11 protein-coding genes are annotated in these 17748 nt (G+C 50.8%); 6 read left to right on the top strand and 5 right to left on the bottom strand.

All coding sequences use genetic code 11. The features are described from left to right. Position 1 precedes the first annotated feature (1 nt). Both H144_RS0128770 and H144_RS35255 read right to left on the bottom strand, forming a co-directional pair. Positions 2 to 1030: a sensor histidine kinase gene (locus H144_RS0128770; RefSeq protein WP_019945592.1), complete on the bottom strand. Its 1029-nt coding sequence runs from the start codon at positions 1028 to 1030 to the stop codon at positions 2 to 4. Positions 1031 to 1081: 51 nt separating this feature from the next. Continuing rightward, positions 1082 to 3457: a TonB-dependent receptor gene (locus tag H144_RS35255; protein ID WP_026351072.1), complete on the bottom strand. Its 2376-nt coding sequence runs from the start codon at positions 3455 to 3457 to the stop codon at positions 1082 to 1084. A gap of 189 nt (positions 3458 to 3646) precedes the next feature. On the opposite strand from H144_RS35255, the gene H144_RS0128760 reads away from it, so the two are divergent. Then, positions 3647 to 4219, top strand: coding sequence for an RNA polymerase sigma-70 factor (locus H144_RS0128760; protein WP_229208025.1), 573 nt, complete (start codon positions 3647 to 3649; stop codon positions 4217 to 4219). Between the two features lie 12 nt (positions 4220 to 4231). Here the strand turns inward: H144_RS0128760 and H144_RS0128755 are convergent, their stop codons facing one another. Beyond that, entirely contained in the window at positions 4232 to 5137 is a 906-nt protein-coding gene (locus H144_RS0128755; protein WP_019945589.1) for an Rpn family recombination-promoting nuclease/putative transposase, read from the bottom strand. Positions 5138 to 5344: 207 nt separating this feature from the next. Here H144_RS0128755 and H144_RS0128750 point away from each other — a divergent pair, with 207 nt between their 5' ends. From H144_RS0128750 to H144_RS0128735, 3 genes are all read left to right on the top strand, one after another. After that, on the top strand, positions 5345 to 7789 hold the full coding sequence (locus tag H144_RS0128750; protein ID WP_026351071.1) for a TonB-dependent receptor: 2445 nt from the start codon (positions 5345 to 5347) through the stop codon (positions 7787 to 7789). 945 nt (positions 7790 to 8734) lie between these two features. Beyond that, positions 8735 to 9529, top strand: a complete 795-nt coding sequence (locus H144_RS0128740) for a LytR/AlgR family response regulator transcription factor (protein ID WP_019945586.1) — start codon at positions 8735 to 8737, stop codon at positions 9527 to 9529. Positions 9530 to 10129: 600 nt separating this feature from the next. Then, on the top strand, positions 10130 to 10768 hold the full coding sequence (locus H144_RS0128735; protein ID WP_019945585.1) for a response regulator transcription factor: 639 nt from the start codon (positions 10130 to 10132) through the stop codon (positions 10766 to 10768). 18 nt (positions 10769 to 10786) lie between these two features. On the opposite strand, the gene H144_RS0128730 is transcribed toward H144_RS0128735, so the two are convergent. After that, a complete protein-coding gene (locus H144_RS0128730; protein WP_019945584.1) occupies positions 10787 to 11512 on the bottom strand; it encodes a LytR/AlgR family response regulator transcription factor in 726 nt (241 codons plus the stop codon). Next, on the bottom strand, positions 11509 to 12591 hold the full coding sequence (locus tag H144_RS0128725; protein ID WP_033403469.1) for a sensor histidine kinase: 1083 nt from the start codon (positions 12589 to 12591) through the stop codon (positions 11509 to 11511). Before H144_RS0128725 ends, H144_RS0128730 begins: the two co-directional genes overlap by 4 nt. Before the next feature lie 274 nt (positions 12592 to 12865). Between H144_RS0128725 and H144_RS0128715 the strand changes: the two genes are divergently transcribed. After that, positions 12866 to 13900, top strand: coding sequence for a GntR family transcriptional regulator (locus H144_RS0128715; RefSeq protein WP_019945581.1), 1035 nt, complete (start codon positions 12866 to 12868; stop codon positions 13898 to 13900). A 179-nt stretch (positions 13901 to 14079) separates the two neighbouring features. Beyond that, complete coding sequence (locus H144_RS0128710) at positions 14080 to 17289, top strand: outer membrane beta-barrel protein (protein ID WP_026351070.1); 3210 nt, start codon at positions 14080 to 14082, stop codon at positions 17287 to 17289. Positions 17290 to 17748 lie beyond the last annotated feature (459 nt).

Raw genomic sequence — 17748 nt, 5'->3', positions numbered from 1 at the left:
TTTATTCAACCAGCTGACCCAGCAGCGGAATTTTCACGACAAATTGCGACGTACCACGGATAATTTCCACCTCCCGATCGGTCAGCAGGGCGTAGCGATTAATGATGTTCTGCAAGCCCACGCGCGTCGATTTTTCCAGGATCGTCTTTTCCGAAATGTTGTTTTCTACCACGAGATATCCGGCGTTTTCTTCACGAATGACGATTTTCAAGGGATTTTCGCGCGAGGCCACATTGTGTTTAATGGCATTCTCGATCAGCATTTGCAGGCTCAGCGGCGTGATATGCTGCGCAAGGACCTCTGCCGACAGCCTTTTTTCAACCTGTAAATTCTCCCGGAAGCGGATCTTATTTAAATATACATAGGCGTCTACGAATGCAATTTCCTCGCTCAGCAGCACCGTATTCTTGTTCCTGCTCACGAGCACGTACCTGTACACGTCAGAGAGCCTTTCGAGATAATCCTGGGCGGCGGTATTCTCATCGTCGATCAGCGCCGCGAGCGTATTCATGCTGTTAAATAAGAAATGCGGATCAAGCTGGTTTTTAAGCACTTCCAGCTGAGACTGCACATTTTCGCGCATCAGCGCCTCTGTTTTTCGCACATTCATTTTCCATAATTCAAAGAAATAAACCGCCTCATAAACCAGGTAAACGATCACCGTAGGCACGATACTGATCCGAAAACCCATCCCCAGCACACTCACATGGTAAACCGGTTTATAATACAACTCATTGAGCAAGAACGATATCAGGAACACATAGCTGACGGCCAGCACCGATTGCCCCGCTACCCGCCTGGCGATCTGCCCGTATTCCGGAAAAATCCGCCGCATCCGAATGATAATGAACCGGTTACCCTCCCAGAAGGTGAGCGTCAGCAGGGTTGAAAACAATACGCTGAGGAAGAAAAGCCGGCTCAGTTTCATGAACTCGTCGAAATTGACCATGATGGCGATCGTGAGGCCCATGAGCGGGATACCGATCATTCTCCATTTGCGGTCGTCGAGCGTGTAGGGCTTTTCTTTCATTCGCGGGCGAAAATCAGCGGGCAAACTACTCGTTTACCCGCTGATTTTCAATTAAAATGTATATCTGAAATACGGCACCGGAAAAAATGGCTGCTGGTATTGCTTCACGAGCTCATTGGTGCGCGGGTTGTAGGTTTGCTGGAAAATGTTTTTTCGGGCCGTCACATTCTGCAAATCCATCGAGAATTCCATCGTGCTCCGGCGCATTTCGCGGCGGTACGAAAAGCGGATATCCGTCCTGAAATAGGCGCTTTGCCGAAGCGAATAGGCCTGGTTCTCGTCGTACACCGCCGTTCCCCGCAGCCGCGATGCCGAAAGGTTGAGCGGGGTAATGTATTTACCGCCGACCAGCGAAGTCTTGATATTAGCGCTCAGTACATTATCCCTACCCAGCCGGAACTCCTTGCCTCCCAGCACATTGAGGACATACCTGGTATTAAAAGCTGTGTTCCGCTCCACTTTATCGCTTCCCTTGTATTTCGAATCGAACACGGAGGTCGTCAGCAGAAAGTAGTAGCCTTTGTTGAAATACCTCTCCAAAGTCAGCTCCACGCCCATGTTGCGGCCGGTACCTTCATTGACCAGGCTATCCCTGTCCGACGGCCCGAACGACGCGCCCATATTCAATGCGGAATAGGTGGACGCCCGCTGCTCAACCGGCACATCGAACAACCGCTGATAATACGGCTCGATTTTCAGGAGCAGGTTTTCCGTCAGGCGGTTCTGGTAACTGAGCACGAAATGATGGCTTTTCGTAAAACCCAGGTCCTTGTTGGTGCGTACCGGTCCCGATTCGCCGGGTGTTTGCACAAAATAGGTGTAAATGTTCTGCGCCTGGCTGTTCAGGCCGTAACCGAGGCTTACCGACTGCCCTTTCCCGAATGCATATTGCAACCCGGCGCGGGGCTCTATGGCCGCATTGCTATTGAGGTTATAATGCTGAAAATGAACGCCGGTCGTAAATATCAATCCTTGCGAAAAGCGGTACTTCCATTGCGCATATGCCTGCGTGAGCACCGTCTTCTCTCCTTTCACATTCACCCGTACGGTGTCGATCAGCCCGGCCTGGTGAATGGAGCGGCTGTACAGGTCGAAATCGAGCAAGTCGACGGTTATGCCGCCATACAGGCTGCTTTTTGCATTCATTTTATGTCTCAAATTTAAAACCGCCGAGTACTTGGACGTGTTGTAGCGTGCCTCTCCGCTCAGAAACGCCTCCCGGGTAACATGGCTGATGGAGTCGCCGCTGAAACGCTCACGGGTGGTGCTCATGCCGAGGGTGAGTTTTGCGAAAGTTTGGGGTGTGAGGTTGTGCTCATAGGCCAATCCGAACACATTGGTACCGTATTTGACGCGGGTATTCGTGTTTTCTGTGCCGTAGAGGTTCGTGAGCGTGGTATCCACTTCATTACCCAGGAAATTGACGTCGCTGCTGCCGGTAATGCCGAAAAGCGTCAGTTTACCTTTGCTACCGGTCGGCACCGCTACTTTGAAATTCAGGTCCTGGTAATCTGGAATGGCCGTTCCAGTACCGAATTGCAGGCCCAACGCCTTGAATAACCCGAGCGTGGAATAGCGGTAATTGAGCAGGAAAGAAGCTTTCGAATTTTTAGAAAAAGGCCCTTCGGCGCCCAGTTCAAAACCATTGAACCCGACCTGTCCCATCAGTTCGTGCTTCTGATTGTTGCCTTCGCGGAGTTGCAGGTCGAACACCGCCGAGAGTGCGTTGCCATACTGCGCGGGAAAAGCGCCGGTAAGAAAATCGGATTTACCCAACACGTTGTTATTCAGCATACTCACAGGCCCGCCTGTCGCCGCGAACGAGCCGAAGTGGTTTGGATTGGGGATATTCAATCCCTCCAGATGCCAGAGCGTACCCGACGGCGAGTTACCACGCACAACAATGTCGTTCCGGGAATCGTCGCCGGATACCACGCCTGCGAAATTGGCCGCCATCCGCGACGGATCGCCCAGTGCGCCTGCGTACCGTTTAGTATCGTCTACATTGAACGAACGTCCGCTCACGAGCGATAACTCGTTGTTCGTCTTCGTTTTATCACTTTTCCGATCGGCAGTAATCACGAGCTCGTCCAGGTTTTGCACGGCTTCGGTGAGGGTCACATTGAGCACCACTTCTTTCCCGGCCGTAAGCAAAACACCCGACAGCCGCTGCGTTTCATAACCCACCATCGAAACCTGGAAAGACTGGCGACCCATCGGCACACCGGTAATGCTGAAATCGCCCCGGATGTCGGTTACCGCGCCCATCGGGCTTGCCCCCTGCTCCCGGATCAGCAATATGGACGCTCCTATCACGGGCGATTTGGAAACTTCGTCGCGGACGGTCCCGCGGATCGTTTGCGTGCCTTCCTGTGCGTAAAGGTTGGCAGCGAAAAGAAATGTCATGGCTAATAGTAGTGCTTTCATTGGCTAATTTTTTAATTGACAGGCCAAAATTCCCCATAACATGCTGTGTTTGAAATGCGGCGGCAGGTCAACCGTCCGGATCGGCAGGTGAAACGCCAGCAAGATGCGGGGAATCGTCCGCCAAACAGTCGTTCCCATAAGTGAAACGAATCGTGACTATTTGGACTTATTATAAATAATGAACTATATTTGACCATCCACTTCGCCCGCATTCCCCATTACATGACCGCCACCAAGCCAGATAATGTCCCTTTCCGCATAGATGAACAGTCTTTCAAGCATATCTATGTGGCGCATTGGGAGAAGGTTTTCGCGGTTTGCTACAACACAATCCGCGACCCGGAGCCGGCGAAAGGTATGGTACAGGAGATTTTCAAATCGCTTTGGGAGCGAAAAGACGAGCTTGAAATTACGACATCTGTGGAGCGTTACCTGCTCCGTTCGGCCAAATTCAAGGTTTTTGAGTATTTGCGGAATACCAAATCGCGGCGGGAACATAACGAGATCGCCTTCGCCCATTACTGCGACCGTACGCATTGCACGGAAAACGACATTTTGTATAACAACCTGAAAAGCAAGGTGGACGGTCTGGTGGATACCCTACCCTGCCAATGCCGTTGTGTGTATAAAATGAGCCGGGAAGAGGGACTGAGCAACAAGGAGATCGCTGCCAGGCTACTGATTTCCGAAAGGGCTGTGGAATACCACATTACCCGTGCGCTTTCCACGTTGCGCGCCAATCTTACCGAGTATAGCCATTAGAGTCGGTACCCGTTACGCCTGCTCAATTTCTTCCCGTGTGAGGCCGAGAATTTCGATGATGGTTTGCAGCTCGAAGCCTTTGGCCTTCATACTGCGGGCAACTACCAGCTTTTCTTCCCGGCGGCCTTCTTCGCGGCCTTTTTCAAGACCTGCTTCGCGGCCCTCTTTCAGCCCTGTTTCCCAGGCTTCCTCCTTCACGTACTTCATGGAATTTTCGTTGTCCCATTTAGCTTTTAAATATGCGTCCCAAGCCATTTTTTCTTGCTGATTAAAGTTACAAACTTCTGCAATCCTTAACACTTTGTCGAATACCGGCTTGCTCAGTACAGTCGGAACATGATTCAAGTTACTCAAATTTTTCAACAAATACAGCCACCTGTCCAGTCCGGTAACGAGTTCGCTTTCCGTTTTACTAAATGCTGGTATTTCAATAAAAGTGAAACCGAACTTGTCGTAGAACACGGTGCTTTCTTCTTTACTAGTCAGTCTGATGTGGTGGATGTATTCGTTCGGCCTGGCCCCTTCAAATGTAAATTCCATTAAACCAATCAAATACACCGGTTTCAGTTCGTATCCCCAATCTGGCTCGCCGGTTTTTACCTGGTCGCGAATGAGCGACGCTGCATAGTACAAACATCTGTCTTTAAAAAACTTCTGTTTCACCCGTTGTACCTCAATGATGAACTGCTCGCCATCGGCTCCGGTGCAGCAGAGGTCGAAAATTGCTTTGCGGTCTACGGGGCGCTGGCCGGCACTTTCATTTTGATTGTAGGTCAGATCCCTGATCGTGCGCTCGCCCGCTAGCAGCTCGTTCAAAAAATCGATCAGCAAGTCCTTGTTAGCTTCGGTGCCGAATAGCCTTTTAAAACCAAAATCACTCAACGGATCGATGAACCGGGCATAAGGAGCTGCTAGCATGGCAGGGAAATTTAGTGTGTGATGAATCGTGTAATCCGGTGCTGAAAATAGCGGATTACCAATTGCAACACCGCATGTATACCGTTTGCTAGCCCGATTTTTACTCAGCGGATTTCGGGAAATGGGCCTTTGTGCTACTCCCTTTCAAAGGGCATCATCATGCCTCGAATATTTCAACACATTGGCGTACCAACGCCGTATTCTTTCATGAGATTTCAGTACTTTTTCCGACCTCTGCTCTCCCTTCTGATCGTAGCTACCTGCGTTCAAATCAGTATTTCACAAACCTTGCCCGGCTTCCTCATCAAGGGTACCCTCGTGGATTCTGCATCCTCGAAAGCCATCGAATTTGCCACGATCAGCATTCTCGACGACCGCCAGCAAGTGGTAGCGCTTACCTATTCCGACGAAAACGGCGTTTTCAAATCTACCGACATTCAAACCGGCTCTTATTTCATTAACCTATCATTCGTGGGATACCGCCAGAAACGCCTCGCATTTAAAATCACCTCCACAGCGCCCTACGATTTCGGGACCGTCCGCCTCGTCCCGGACGTGACGCAGCTCGACGCCGTGACTGTCACCGGAACGCGGCAGCTCGTAGAGCAGCAGCCCGGTATGCTCATTTATAATGCAGAAAAGGACATCAGCAACAGCGGTGGAACAGCCGCCGACGTGCTCCGCAAAGCCCCTATCCTGAATGTAGACGCCGCCGGCAATGTGACCATGCGCGGAAATTCCAACCTGCGTATCCTCATCAATGGCAAGTATTCCGGACAAATGGCGCGGAATGCAGCCGATGCCCTTAATATGATGCCTGCCGGGTCTATCAAGTCGGTGGAGGTGATTACCAGCCCTTCCGCGCGTTACGATGCGGAAGGTGCGGCCGGGGTTATCAATATTATTACCAAAAAAGGCAGCCAGAGCACGAGCGGAACGATCGAGGTCGTAGGCGGGAATCTTGAACAAGCCATTAACCCCCGCATTGCGCTTAACCGCGACAGATGGAATGTGAGCTCCACCCTGCATTTGCACCGCTTCCGCAACAAGGAGCTGTCGAGCGTCGACCGTACAACTTTTGAAAACGGCGTGGAAACCGGCAAGGTGCGCCAGGAAATCGTGCGGGACAATGCAAAGCCGCACAGCTCGGGCGATTTACAGATCGAATACCTGCCCGACAGCGCCAATGTATTTAATTTTTCGGTCAATGGATGGCTCGGTAACTGGCCCCAGAACAGCGAGCAACGCAACAGCCGGCTTACGCCCGACGGTCAGGTGGCCGACCAGTTTTTCCAGTCTGTAAAAACCAAAGCGCCAAACAAAGGCATTGATCTGAATTTGGGTTATACTAAAAAATTCAGGAAGCCCGGCGAAGAGTTATACCTCATGGCCCAGCATAACCGATCGATCGACAATTACGACTATAATGCCTTCCAGCGCGACGATGAGCAGTTTCTCATTTACCGTGAAATCAATAACAACAACACCCACAACCGCGAATGGACATTCCAGGGCGACTATATCCTGCCGCTCACACCGTCGGGGAAACATGCGCTGGAAAGCGGGATGAAGGCGATTTTGCGCAACGTGGGAAGCCAATACGAGGTGCAGGCCAGCGAAGACGGCTCGCCCAACGAAGTCACGATCGTGCCGTCGCGTACCGACCGTTTCGATTACCGCCAGGATGTGCTGGCGGCTTACAGTCAGCTAAAATTCAAATGGAACAATGGTTGGGCACTGCATGCAGGTGCGCGTGTGGAAGGCACTTTCCTCGAAGGTACCCAGCGTGATGCCGGCGTACATTTCACGAGCGATTTCTGGAATTTTGTGCCAAGCGCCACGATTTTCAAAAAACTGAATGCCAATAACAACCTCACATTGAGCTATACCAAACGCATTTCACGGCCGTCGATCTGGGACCTGAACCCGAATCGCGACAGCCAGGACCCGAAGAATATCGTCGTAGGTAACCCCTCTCTGAAACCAGAGGAACTGAACCAGATGGAATTCACATACGCATTGCAAATGAACTCCGACCTCTTCCTGAACTTCTCCGCATTTGGCAGGAAAACCAACAACTCCATCGAGAGCATCGTGACAATGGACAGCCAGGGCGTAGCGACGACTACCAAACAGAACCTCGCTTCCAATGCGCAGTACGGTATCAATGTTTCGACGTCGTTCTCGCCGCTGCCCGACTGGAAAATCAATTCCAACGCCAACATCCGACATGCGCGTTTTAAAAGCGGCGCGCTCGGTATCGACAACCAAGGAGCAGCCTGGGGCATTAACATCAACACGAGCTGGAAGCTGCCGAAGCATTTCAGCGTGCAGGCATACGGCGACTACGATGCCCGGAGCATCGAGCTGCAGGGCTTCGAGGGGGCATGGTTCTATTATAGTTTTTCAGCTAAAAAAGAACTCCCTGCACGCAAACTCACACTCACGCTCACGACGGTCAGCCCGTTTGGCGCCTACCGGCCGCAAAAGGAGGTGATCAGTTCGCCAGAATTCCATTCGGTAATGCGCAACCAATACTTGCTGCGGTCGGTCAAATTGTCGCTTAACTGGGAGTTCGGCGGGCTGTTCAAGCAAGGCTCTGGCCGTAAAATCACCAACGACGACTTGAAAAACGCCAAACAAGGCGGTTAATCCCTACGGGTCAAGCGACTCGCAGGAATTGACTTGCAGGGCGTTCAGGGGAGGTTAGAACTCGAAATCGGTCTCGCTGGAAACTTCATTTTACCCATGTAGCATTGGTAATCACCTTGCATTCCTTCACCAAAGCCTCTGGTGCCTGGCGCTTCGCCGCCATACGCAGCTTTTCGCCATATGGCATCGGCAGCATCATTATGAACGCTTATCTATATACGAAAAATTATGTATTAACAGCGATCTCACACAAACGTGTATCCAGAACCGTCGGTGCTGTCCGCGAATGCCATGGCGTTCTATGCAGCAGGCACAAAAGCCAATGCTTGAAGAAAAAATATGGGTCTTTGCAATACAAATCTATCGTGTCAATTTTTAGCTACAAACTGAATTCATTTTCATTTAATCTAATTGCTAAATACGCAGAAAATATAATTGCAAAACAAAAAAGCTCCTGACAAAATGCCAGAAGCTTTTCATTTTTTAAGCACCCATTTTACTTATAAAAGGTAACGTTTTCCAGTACCGACGCGTATATAGTTGACCATATAAAAATTATTCCTTTCGAAGAAACATCCAAATTGAACAACCAAATCAACGGAATGCGGGTACCTGGAAGTTGGAGATCGTCAGTTTAATTTCCATGAAGCTAAACTGTGCAGCGCCGGCTCACCGGCTATGTTTGCAAATGAAGTATAATCGCGGTTAATATGTAGCAGAGGCTGGCACGTCATAGGCCCGCCTGTCAATGCAATTTTGTTATGTCTTTTTCTCATGGCCAATAGTGTCATTTTCTCTTTCAACAAGTCTCTATTCTTTGCGGGTTTAAAGTAATCCTAAATGCGTCTCGGACTAAAATAATTTCGCCGAATCATGCATTTATTTCGACCAATACCTATATTATTGCAGACGAATGAAATTTAGAATCGAAGTTAAGTTCAGCATATGTTCTCTCCCGGCAGGTTGCGGTGTATTATTGTAGACGATGAGGCTGATGCACGCCGACTGATTGAATCCTATGTGCGGAAGGTCCCGTTCCTGGAACTGGCCGGCTTCGCGGAAAGCGCCACGGATGGCCTTTTCCTGATCCGTGAGACAAAGCCGGACATTGTGTTCCTCGACATTGAAATGCCAGAAATGACGGGATTTGAGCTTTTGAAACTACTTCCGGCCGCTCGGCCCGCCATTATCATGATCACCGCCGACCCTTCCTACGCGTTGGAGGGTTACGAGCACGAGCTTACCGATTACCTGCTCAAACCCGTCTCGTTCGAACGTTTCCTGAAAGCCGTCAACAAGGTCGATACGGGCCGGGCACCACGGCATTTGCCGGCCAGCCCTGAGCCGGTACGCGAACCGTTTTCATCGACGAAGGATGTACACGAATCCGAGCAGGATACGGACTTTACTGGCACACGAAATGATTTCCTATTATTAAAAGAGAATAAGAAACTCATTAAGGTAGCACCAAGCGAAATACATTTCATTGAAGGCATGCGCGATTACCTTAAATTGTACTGGGCAGACCGCGTCGCGATTATTCATATGACGATGGCGAAAATAGAAGAAGCATTGTCACCCGCGCAATTTTTACGGGTTAACCGCTCCTACATTGTCAATAAAAAAGTAATCCGCGAAATTGAAGGTAATGAAATAACCACCAACAGTGGGCGGAAGATACCGATCGGCGTCACCTACCGGGCCAATGTACTGGCAGCTTTGCAGAAGAACAGAATATAACTTCCCTCCCCGGCGAATCGTGCCGTGAATATAATCATGGTTGTCCTTTCCGTGCCCTCGGAAGTAATCGCCGGTCCGGCCCGGATGGGCGCTTCTCGGACGAATGAGAGCGAGCAGCCCGTTCGTTGGCTGAAAAAATGCCTTTACTGCCGCGATCCAGCCCTTATCAACCGCTCGCTAACCGCTTCTATTAGTACTTGAACATGATGACGTTACGGTCTGCCGTATATATGCCAGCGTCAGGAAGCAGTGAAGCGCTCAAAGTTCTGTCTGAATTGCCGGAATCATGCAAGGAAATGCTGAACTTTCCTATTGACAAGAACTATACAAAAGGTAGCGAAAACGACAACTTTTGTCAAAATAATTATCAGAACAATTAATTTCCTTTTATTTTCCGAATTTAGTTTTGATATTGAAACGCCTGTTGAAATGCGGGCAAACAATCACCCTCAGCTATCCATTGATTTTGAACAGAATTAGCGTTCAACGACCTTGAAAGCATTGTACTTCTTGTGCCGCGGGATCTCGTTTTAAACTGATAATTTCACTGGACCTTCCACTAAAAAATGGAATTGATTTTTTGTATTTGAAAATGTCTGGATGAAAAACATTTTAATTGTCGAAGATTATCAGATTATCAGACTGGCCACCAAAATTCTCGTACAAGACTTATACAAAGATGCCGCCATTCACGAAGCGGGATCGTTCCCTGCCGCCATATCCGAGCTCAGCGCAAGACAGCAGGATCTGATTATTCTGGATGTTCAGATTCCCGAAGGATTGGGCTTCGAAATGATACCGGCATTACGAGGTGTTCAGAAAAACGTCTCCGTACTGATATTTTCGGCCATTGAAGAAAGGATTTACGGCATACATTATCTGCGAGCCGGCGCGAACGGCTTTGTTTCCAAAAATTCTAATACCGAAGAGTTGCGCGCGGCTATCCTGTCCGTCGTGGATACCGGCCGGTACGTGAGCCCGCGCATTAAAGTGGAGCTCCTCAACCAACTCGATAAGCATAACTACCAGGCCGACAATCCGCTGCTCGAACTTTCAGCCCGGGAAATCACGATCATGGACATGCTCATTGAAGGGTTCTGGATCAAGGAAATCGCCTCCAAACTGGACCTGACCGAGAGCTCCGTGAGTACCTACAAGGCCCGGCTGTTCGAAAAACTGCAAGTGACCACGCTCATTGAAATGTTTCAGAAAGTGCGGCATTACAAGGATATGGACTAACGCCGACAGGACCGCTTCTCAGATCCAGCGGGCGAGCAATGTCTTGAATGCATCCTTATACAGCTCGCCCACCGGAATCTCCACCGGCCCCAGCTGCACAGCATTTTTACTCACCGAATCCACCTTCGCTACCGATACGATAAACGACCGGTGAATGCGCAAAAAACGCGCAGGCGGCAATTTCTCTTCAATGGATTTTAAACTGCTCAGTGTGACTACCGGGCCCAGCGGCGGCGTAAGATGGATTTTGACATAATCCTTCACCGATTCGATATGCGTCACGGCATCGAAATCGACGCGGATATGCTTATAATCCGATTTGACAAACATATAATTATCAGACACTTCCGCCGGCGAATTGTCCTGCAACACTTCGAAATACTTCCGCGCCTTGGCCGCAGCTTGCAGGAATTCGTCGTAACCGAACGGTTTGAGCAGGTAATCGAGCGCGTCCACTTTGTAGCCCTCGACGGCAAACTGGTTGTAGGCCGTCGTGAACACAATGCGCGTTTGCACCGACGCACCCGACTGGCTGAGCACGCGCGCGAGCTCCATTCCGTTCAGGTCCGGCATTTGTATGTCGAGAAAAATCAAATGGATCGTTTGTTCGTGAAGCGCCTGCAAGGCCTGCACGGCGTTGCCAAACCTACCTTTCAGTTCGAGAAAAGGCGTCTGCTCCACGAATGCGCTGATGAGGTTCAGCGCGAGCGGCTCGTCGTCGACGGTAATGCAATTCAGTTTCATACGGGCTCGGCCACCTGCGCCACGTTTTCATGGTCGAGCTGCAAGGTCAGCAACACTTCATAAGTTCTCTGTTCGATATTTTCATGGGTTACCAGCGTGTGCTTGTGGGCATACAAAAGGTCCAGCCGCTTGCGCGTGTTCGCCAGGCCGATACCGCCCTGATCGAGCTGGTAACCATCCTTTTCGGCTGCAATATGGTTAAAAACCCGGAGCGACAATACCCCCTCGCCCACTTTCAGCGCTATTTCGATCCGCGAATGCAGCATCGTGCTCGACCCATGCTTGAATGCATTTTCAACAAACGGCAGCAACAGCATCGGCGCGATCCAGTAGTCTTTGTCGGGGGTCGGCTCTTTAAATTCCAGTGTCGTGCATTCGTGCAGGCGCAGGGCCATGAGCGCAATGTAATCTTTCAAAAAAGATATTTCCTGTTGGAGCGGCACGGCATCGCTCAATGTGTCGTACAGCACGTACCGCATCATCCGCGACAGTTTCAGGATCGCCTCGCGCGACACGGGGATGTCGGAGTACGTAAGCGAGTAAATGTTGTTAAGGGTATTAAAAAAGAAATGCGGGTTGATCTGCGCTTTCAAAAAGGACAGCTCGGAGGCAATGTGTTGTTTCTCGATCCGCTCGCGCATTTGCGCATCCGTCTGCCAGCGCCGGGCCATCGCGAGGCTCGTGCTGGTCACCATCACAAGCAGCATGATCATGAAAAGGTGATAATCAAGCCCAAATGAACTTTTTGGCGGCTTATTCATCGCTTTCGACATATCGGCGAGCACGTTCAGTTTCACCTCGATCGCCCGCGCTACGACCATGAAAGCACCCACCACACCCACGAGCCATATACCGAACCGGATTTTGCTTTTGTGTTCGAAAAGCAGTCTGGGAGCAACGTATAATGCATTGGCATAAAACGCGGCAAGCATGATCGCCAGGTTGAGCGCTTGCTTTACCCAGAAATTAGGTGGTACCGTGATGCTCCACGAGATAGGCGGGTAAAAAAGCAGTATGAACCCCAGCAGCGACCATATGGTTACGTGCGTGAGAATGGTAAGGCTGTTCCGGGATTTCATCAATGGCTGGGTGCTTGTTTCTCTACAAGTTCCCATCAATTGGCAAAAACCACAAACAAAATCGATGGAAAGCTCCTTTTACCGCACGAAACCGGAAGATTTGCCCGCTAACCTAACCCTGGCTGGAAAGCTTTCGGAAGCATTTTGTGAAATACACCTTGAAAGAGAAAATACCGGGTTCCGCGGCTGATTTCCGCCTTTCTGTCCTGATTCGCGTTTCCGCGCCCGCATTATTTTTAAATTAAGCTCCGCGATCAGGCCCTGCGCAGAAATCATGAGAAAAATCAACTTCGAAGACCATTTCACCGTCGACCGGAACTCGTCCGAGCCCGTGTACCAGCAGCTCGTGGAAGCCGTCCTGCACGCCACCAAAACAGGCCTGATGGACCGTGGTGACCGGCTGCCGTCGATCAACGAGCTCAGCCGCCAATACGCGGTATCGCGGAGCACCATTGAAAAAAGTTATAATAACCTGAGGGACATGGGAATACTGGCCTCGCAGCATGGAAAAAGCTACTACATCAACCGCCTGGACCCGGCGCCCGAGCTGAAAGTGCTGGTGCTGTTCAATCAGCTGAATGAATACAACAAAGCCGTCTACGACGCATTGATCGAACGCATCGGACACAAAGCCATTATCGATTTTCATATTTACCACCATAGTGCGGCACATTTCCGCGCGCTGATCCGGCGGAAACAGGCCTCCTATTCGCATATCGCCGTGATCCCCCATTTCCTCGACGATCCCGAAAGCGGCTATCAGGCCATCGAGCGCCTGCCGAAAGACAAGCTCATCATCCTCGACAAGGAAGTACCCGGCCTGGCAGGCCATTTCGGGACCGTTTTCGAGCATTTCAGCCGGGACATCGACCAGGCAATCCAGGAGCTCGCGCCAAGCCTCCGCAAATACCAGTGCATTAACCTCATTTTCCCCGAACTTACCTACTACCCGCCTGCGCTGCGCGACGCCTTCACAAGCGCCTGTTCGAAGCGCAACCTCATTTGCCGCATTTCAGCAGCGCTTACCAAAGACATGGTCCGCGACGGCGAGGCATTCATCGTCCTTTCCGACGAACAGCTGATGTTCCTCGTTCGCACCATTATCAACAATACCAGCATGATCGCAGGCCGGCATGTCGGGATTGTTTCCTACCAGGACAATGATGCAAAAAAAGCAATGCTGAACGGCATCACCACCATTTCATCGGATTGGAAAGCCATGGGCAGATCCGCGGCGGACATGATCCTGACGGGCGTGAGCCGTCACGTGGCGAACCCGTTTTCGGTGATCCTGCGGCGGTCGTTGTAGGTAACCTCCGTCTACGGCAAACTGCGCATGGCCTGTAACTGCCCGCTTCGGTGCCGAATACGCCGAAGGGTAGAATCGGGAGCGTTTACGACTTTACAATTACATAACAATTCAATAACACCCTGGACAAGTAGATCCTCTTCTTTTGCGGCAAATTTTGTTTAACCAACAACATGCTCATGCATAAGAGATTTTTACTTCCTATTGTCCTGACATTGCTTTGCTGCTTCGGCAACATCTTGGCACTCAGGGCTCAAACTACGCAGGCGTCGATTGCCGGTACGGTTACCGACGACCAGAATGCGGCCCTGGCCGGTGCTACGGTCCAGGTAAAAAATGAATCGACCGGCTTTACGACGGGTACCGTCACCAACGCAAAAGGCGAATATGCCTTCAAGGAACTTCCATTGGGCGGACCTTACACAGTTACAGCCACTTACATAGGCTTTGGCGAGCAAAAACTGACCGGTTATCTCCTCCACCAGGGCGATGCCGTGAAGGTGAGACTGAACATGAAAGAAGCGGGTCAAACGCTTGAAGTAGTGAGCGTTGTGGCTTCGGGTATCAAGAACAAGATTGAAAACATCGGTGCTTCCACCGCCATTTCGGCCCGCGACATTACCCGGCTCCCGGTAAACGGACGGAACTTTACATCGCTGATGGACCTCTCGCCATTGAGCCGCGGCGGCAACATTTCCGGCCAGCTCGGTTCTTCGACAGGCTACACCATCGACGGTATGAGTTCTAAAAACCCGACATCGGCAGGGGCAACTACCAGCCGAAGCGGTGCGCCGTATTCGATTTCCATCGAGGCGGTACGTGAATTTCAGGTAGTTACCAACCAGTACGATGTTACTTACGGACGCAGCGGCGGTGGTACGATCAGCGCCGTGACGAAGTCGGGTACCAACCAGCTCAGCGGTAGCGCATTCAACTACACCCGCGCCGACTGGTTGTCGAGCCCTTATGATATTCGCGGTAACAAAATCAATAACAAGTTCGCTACCAACCAATTTGGCTTCTCACTGGGCGGGCCGATCCTGAAAGACAAGCTGCATTTCTTCATGGCCTGGGACCACCAGCAGGACAGCCGTCCGCTGATTATCGCAGACATTCTCAGCCCGGTTGACGAAAACCGTTTCAACGTGACCCGCTCGACCCTCGACCGCTTTGTAGAAATCGCCCGTGCCAAATACGGCATGGCCAATACCCCGCAGTTTGGAACATTCGACAAAAAACGCGGCTCCGACGCGGCATTCCTCCGCCTCGACTGGCAGCTCAACAACCGTAACTTGCTGACCATCCGTAACAATTACACCAACGACCGCAACAAGCTCGGTCTGGCGGACAACACGACGATCAACGCCTACGAATCATACGGGAACGACTTCAACCAGGACAACAGCCTGCTCGCATCGCTCCGTTCGACCCTGAATTCCAAAGTAACCAACGAGCTGAAAGTGCAGCATTTGTTTGTAAAACAAAAAAGTGCCCCCGGCGACCAGCTGCCTTCGGCTAACATTCCAAGAGCGATCGTGGAGAACGTGAACTCTGTTTTGAGCGACGGCAACTCCCGTTCGACTAACATCCAGATGGGCGGGCACCGTTTTGCGCAGGAGCGTTTTACCAACCATGTGCTTCAATTGGTTAATAACCTGTATTATAATACCGACAAAGTGGAGTACACTTTCGGTGCGGACATCATGATGACCCGCTCGAATTCGACCTACGGATCGGAAGTGAACGGTCGTTTCCACTACACTGTGGATGCGCCTAACGGCAAAACTGCCCTCGACCAGTTCAACGACCTGAAACCTTATCGTTACTACCGTGAAGTGCCTCTGATGGACGACTGGTCTGTAAAAGGAACAATCTGGAACGCAGGCGTTTACGGTCAGTTAAAAACCAGCCTGGCTACCGGCCTCGATGTGGTAGCCGGTCTTCGCCTCGATTACGCGCATTATCCAAGCTCGCCATTGAACCAGACTTTGTACGACGCCTTGCAGATCCGCACCGACTATAAAATCAAATCGTTTGTCGTGCAGCCGCGTGTACAATTCACCTGGGACGTGAACGACAAGCATACCGACATTTTCCGTCTGGGAGCCGGCGTATTTGCTTCGGACATCAACAACTACGTGGTAATCAACAACCTTACATTTGACGGAAAGCACCTGGCGACGGTCGACGTACGCAGCCCGAACATCCCTACCCCGGACTTCGCCGCTTACCGCTCGAACTACAACAGCATCCCGACCCTGGCGCAATTCCAGCTTCCGACGATCAACACGAACGGCAAGGACGCCCGCGTGCCGATCATGTACAAAGCCAACGTTTCATACTCTAAATACCTGACCGATAAGCTGAAAGTAGGTATCACCGGCTACATGACATTGGGTCGCAACAACTATATGTATGTTGACAGAAACATGGTAGATGATCCGTTCTTCCGCCTCGCCAACGAAGGTAACCGCGGTGTATACGTGCCTGGCGGTACCAATATGCCGACCAACGGTGCCGGTGACTGGCTCAAAGGGCGAAAATCGACCCAATTCGGTCGCGTATTGGAGCTGAACAGCGAGGGCAAGGTGAATGCATTCACATTTGTAGCCGACGTGAAATACCAGTATTTCCGTGACGGGGAGATTACATTGAGCTACACTTATAATGATGTGAAAGACAATACGTCGTTCAACGGCAACGTGGCCAACAGTGCGACGCTTTCCTTGCCGGTTAGGGACGATCCGCGTAACCTGAGCCTGATGTCGTACTCCGACAACCAGTTCCGCAACAAAGTGGTATTCTACGGATCGGCGCCGAGCTTCTGGGGCATCAGCGTGGGCGTACGTTACTCCGGCATCGGCGGCACGCGCTACACCCTGCTTTCGGGCGGTAACACCAACGGCGACTTCGTAGGGACTAACGACCTCGCGTTCGTATTCGACAAAAACGACCCTAACGTGCCAGAAAATGTAAGAACCGGTCTCCAGGCGATTCTCGACAACCCGGATGCGAGCAAGAGCATTAAGGATTATATCACGAAAAACTCAGGCAAAATCGCCGAAAGAAACGGCGGTATCAACGGTTTCTACGGTGTATTCGACGTGCGCGCTTCGAAACGGATCAAAATCGCCGGCACGCACGCGATCGAAGTTTCAGCCGACATTTTCAACTTCGCCAACTTCCTCAACAAGGAATGGGGCCGCAACAAATCCCTGGGTACACAAGCGCTTTACGCACTCGGCGTTCCGGCCGCCAACGGCAACCCCGCCCGCCCGGCATTCGACCAGGCCAAAAACCAATACGTATACCGCGTAAACACGGCTGGTGTGGTAACGCCTTCGGGTAATCCCTACCAGGTACAGATCGGCTTGCGGTATAGCTTCTAAGATTACTGCTTTAGATATATGGAATCCCCTCTTCCGTTTGGAGGAGGGGATTTTTTTGCTTTGTCCATTCCAATTGCCAAAAATGCATTTACAAAACAGGGAGAACCGCCCGGTGGTACTGCATTCAAAACCGTTAATTAACCATTCTCCACCGACAAAACATTACCCTTAATCGATCAATAAATGTGGATAAAATTTGAACAATATTTGTCCGGTTGTCCATGCCGCAGATCTCAATCTAGACAAACTTAAAATATGAGGCATACGCCAAGGTTCAATGGGTCATATTCAATAATGATACTATTGATAATCCTGTTTTCATGCAAAGAGGATCGAACCACCATCGTCTTCGGCAAAGTTGTGGATCAGAATCAGCAGCCAGTGGATAGTATAATGATATTGGTCACTGGATCAAGATCATTTCACGCAGTACCGCTTGCACAGACCTTTTCGGGAAAG

Origin of the sequence: Dyadobacter beijingensis DSM 21582 (genome assembly GCF_000382205.1) — a bacterium.
GTDB lineage: Bacteria > Bacteroidota > Bacteroidia > Cytophagales > Spirosomataceae > Dyadobacter > Dyadobacter beijingensis.
The sequence above is the reverse complement of the archived record's forward strand: the minus strand, read 5'-3'. Positions and strand labels throughout refer to the sequence as shown.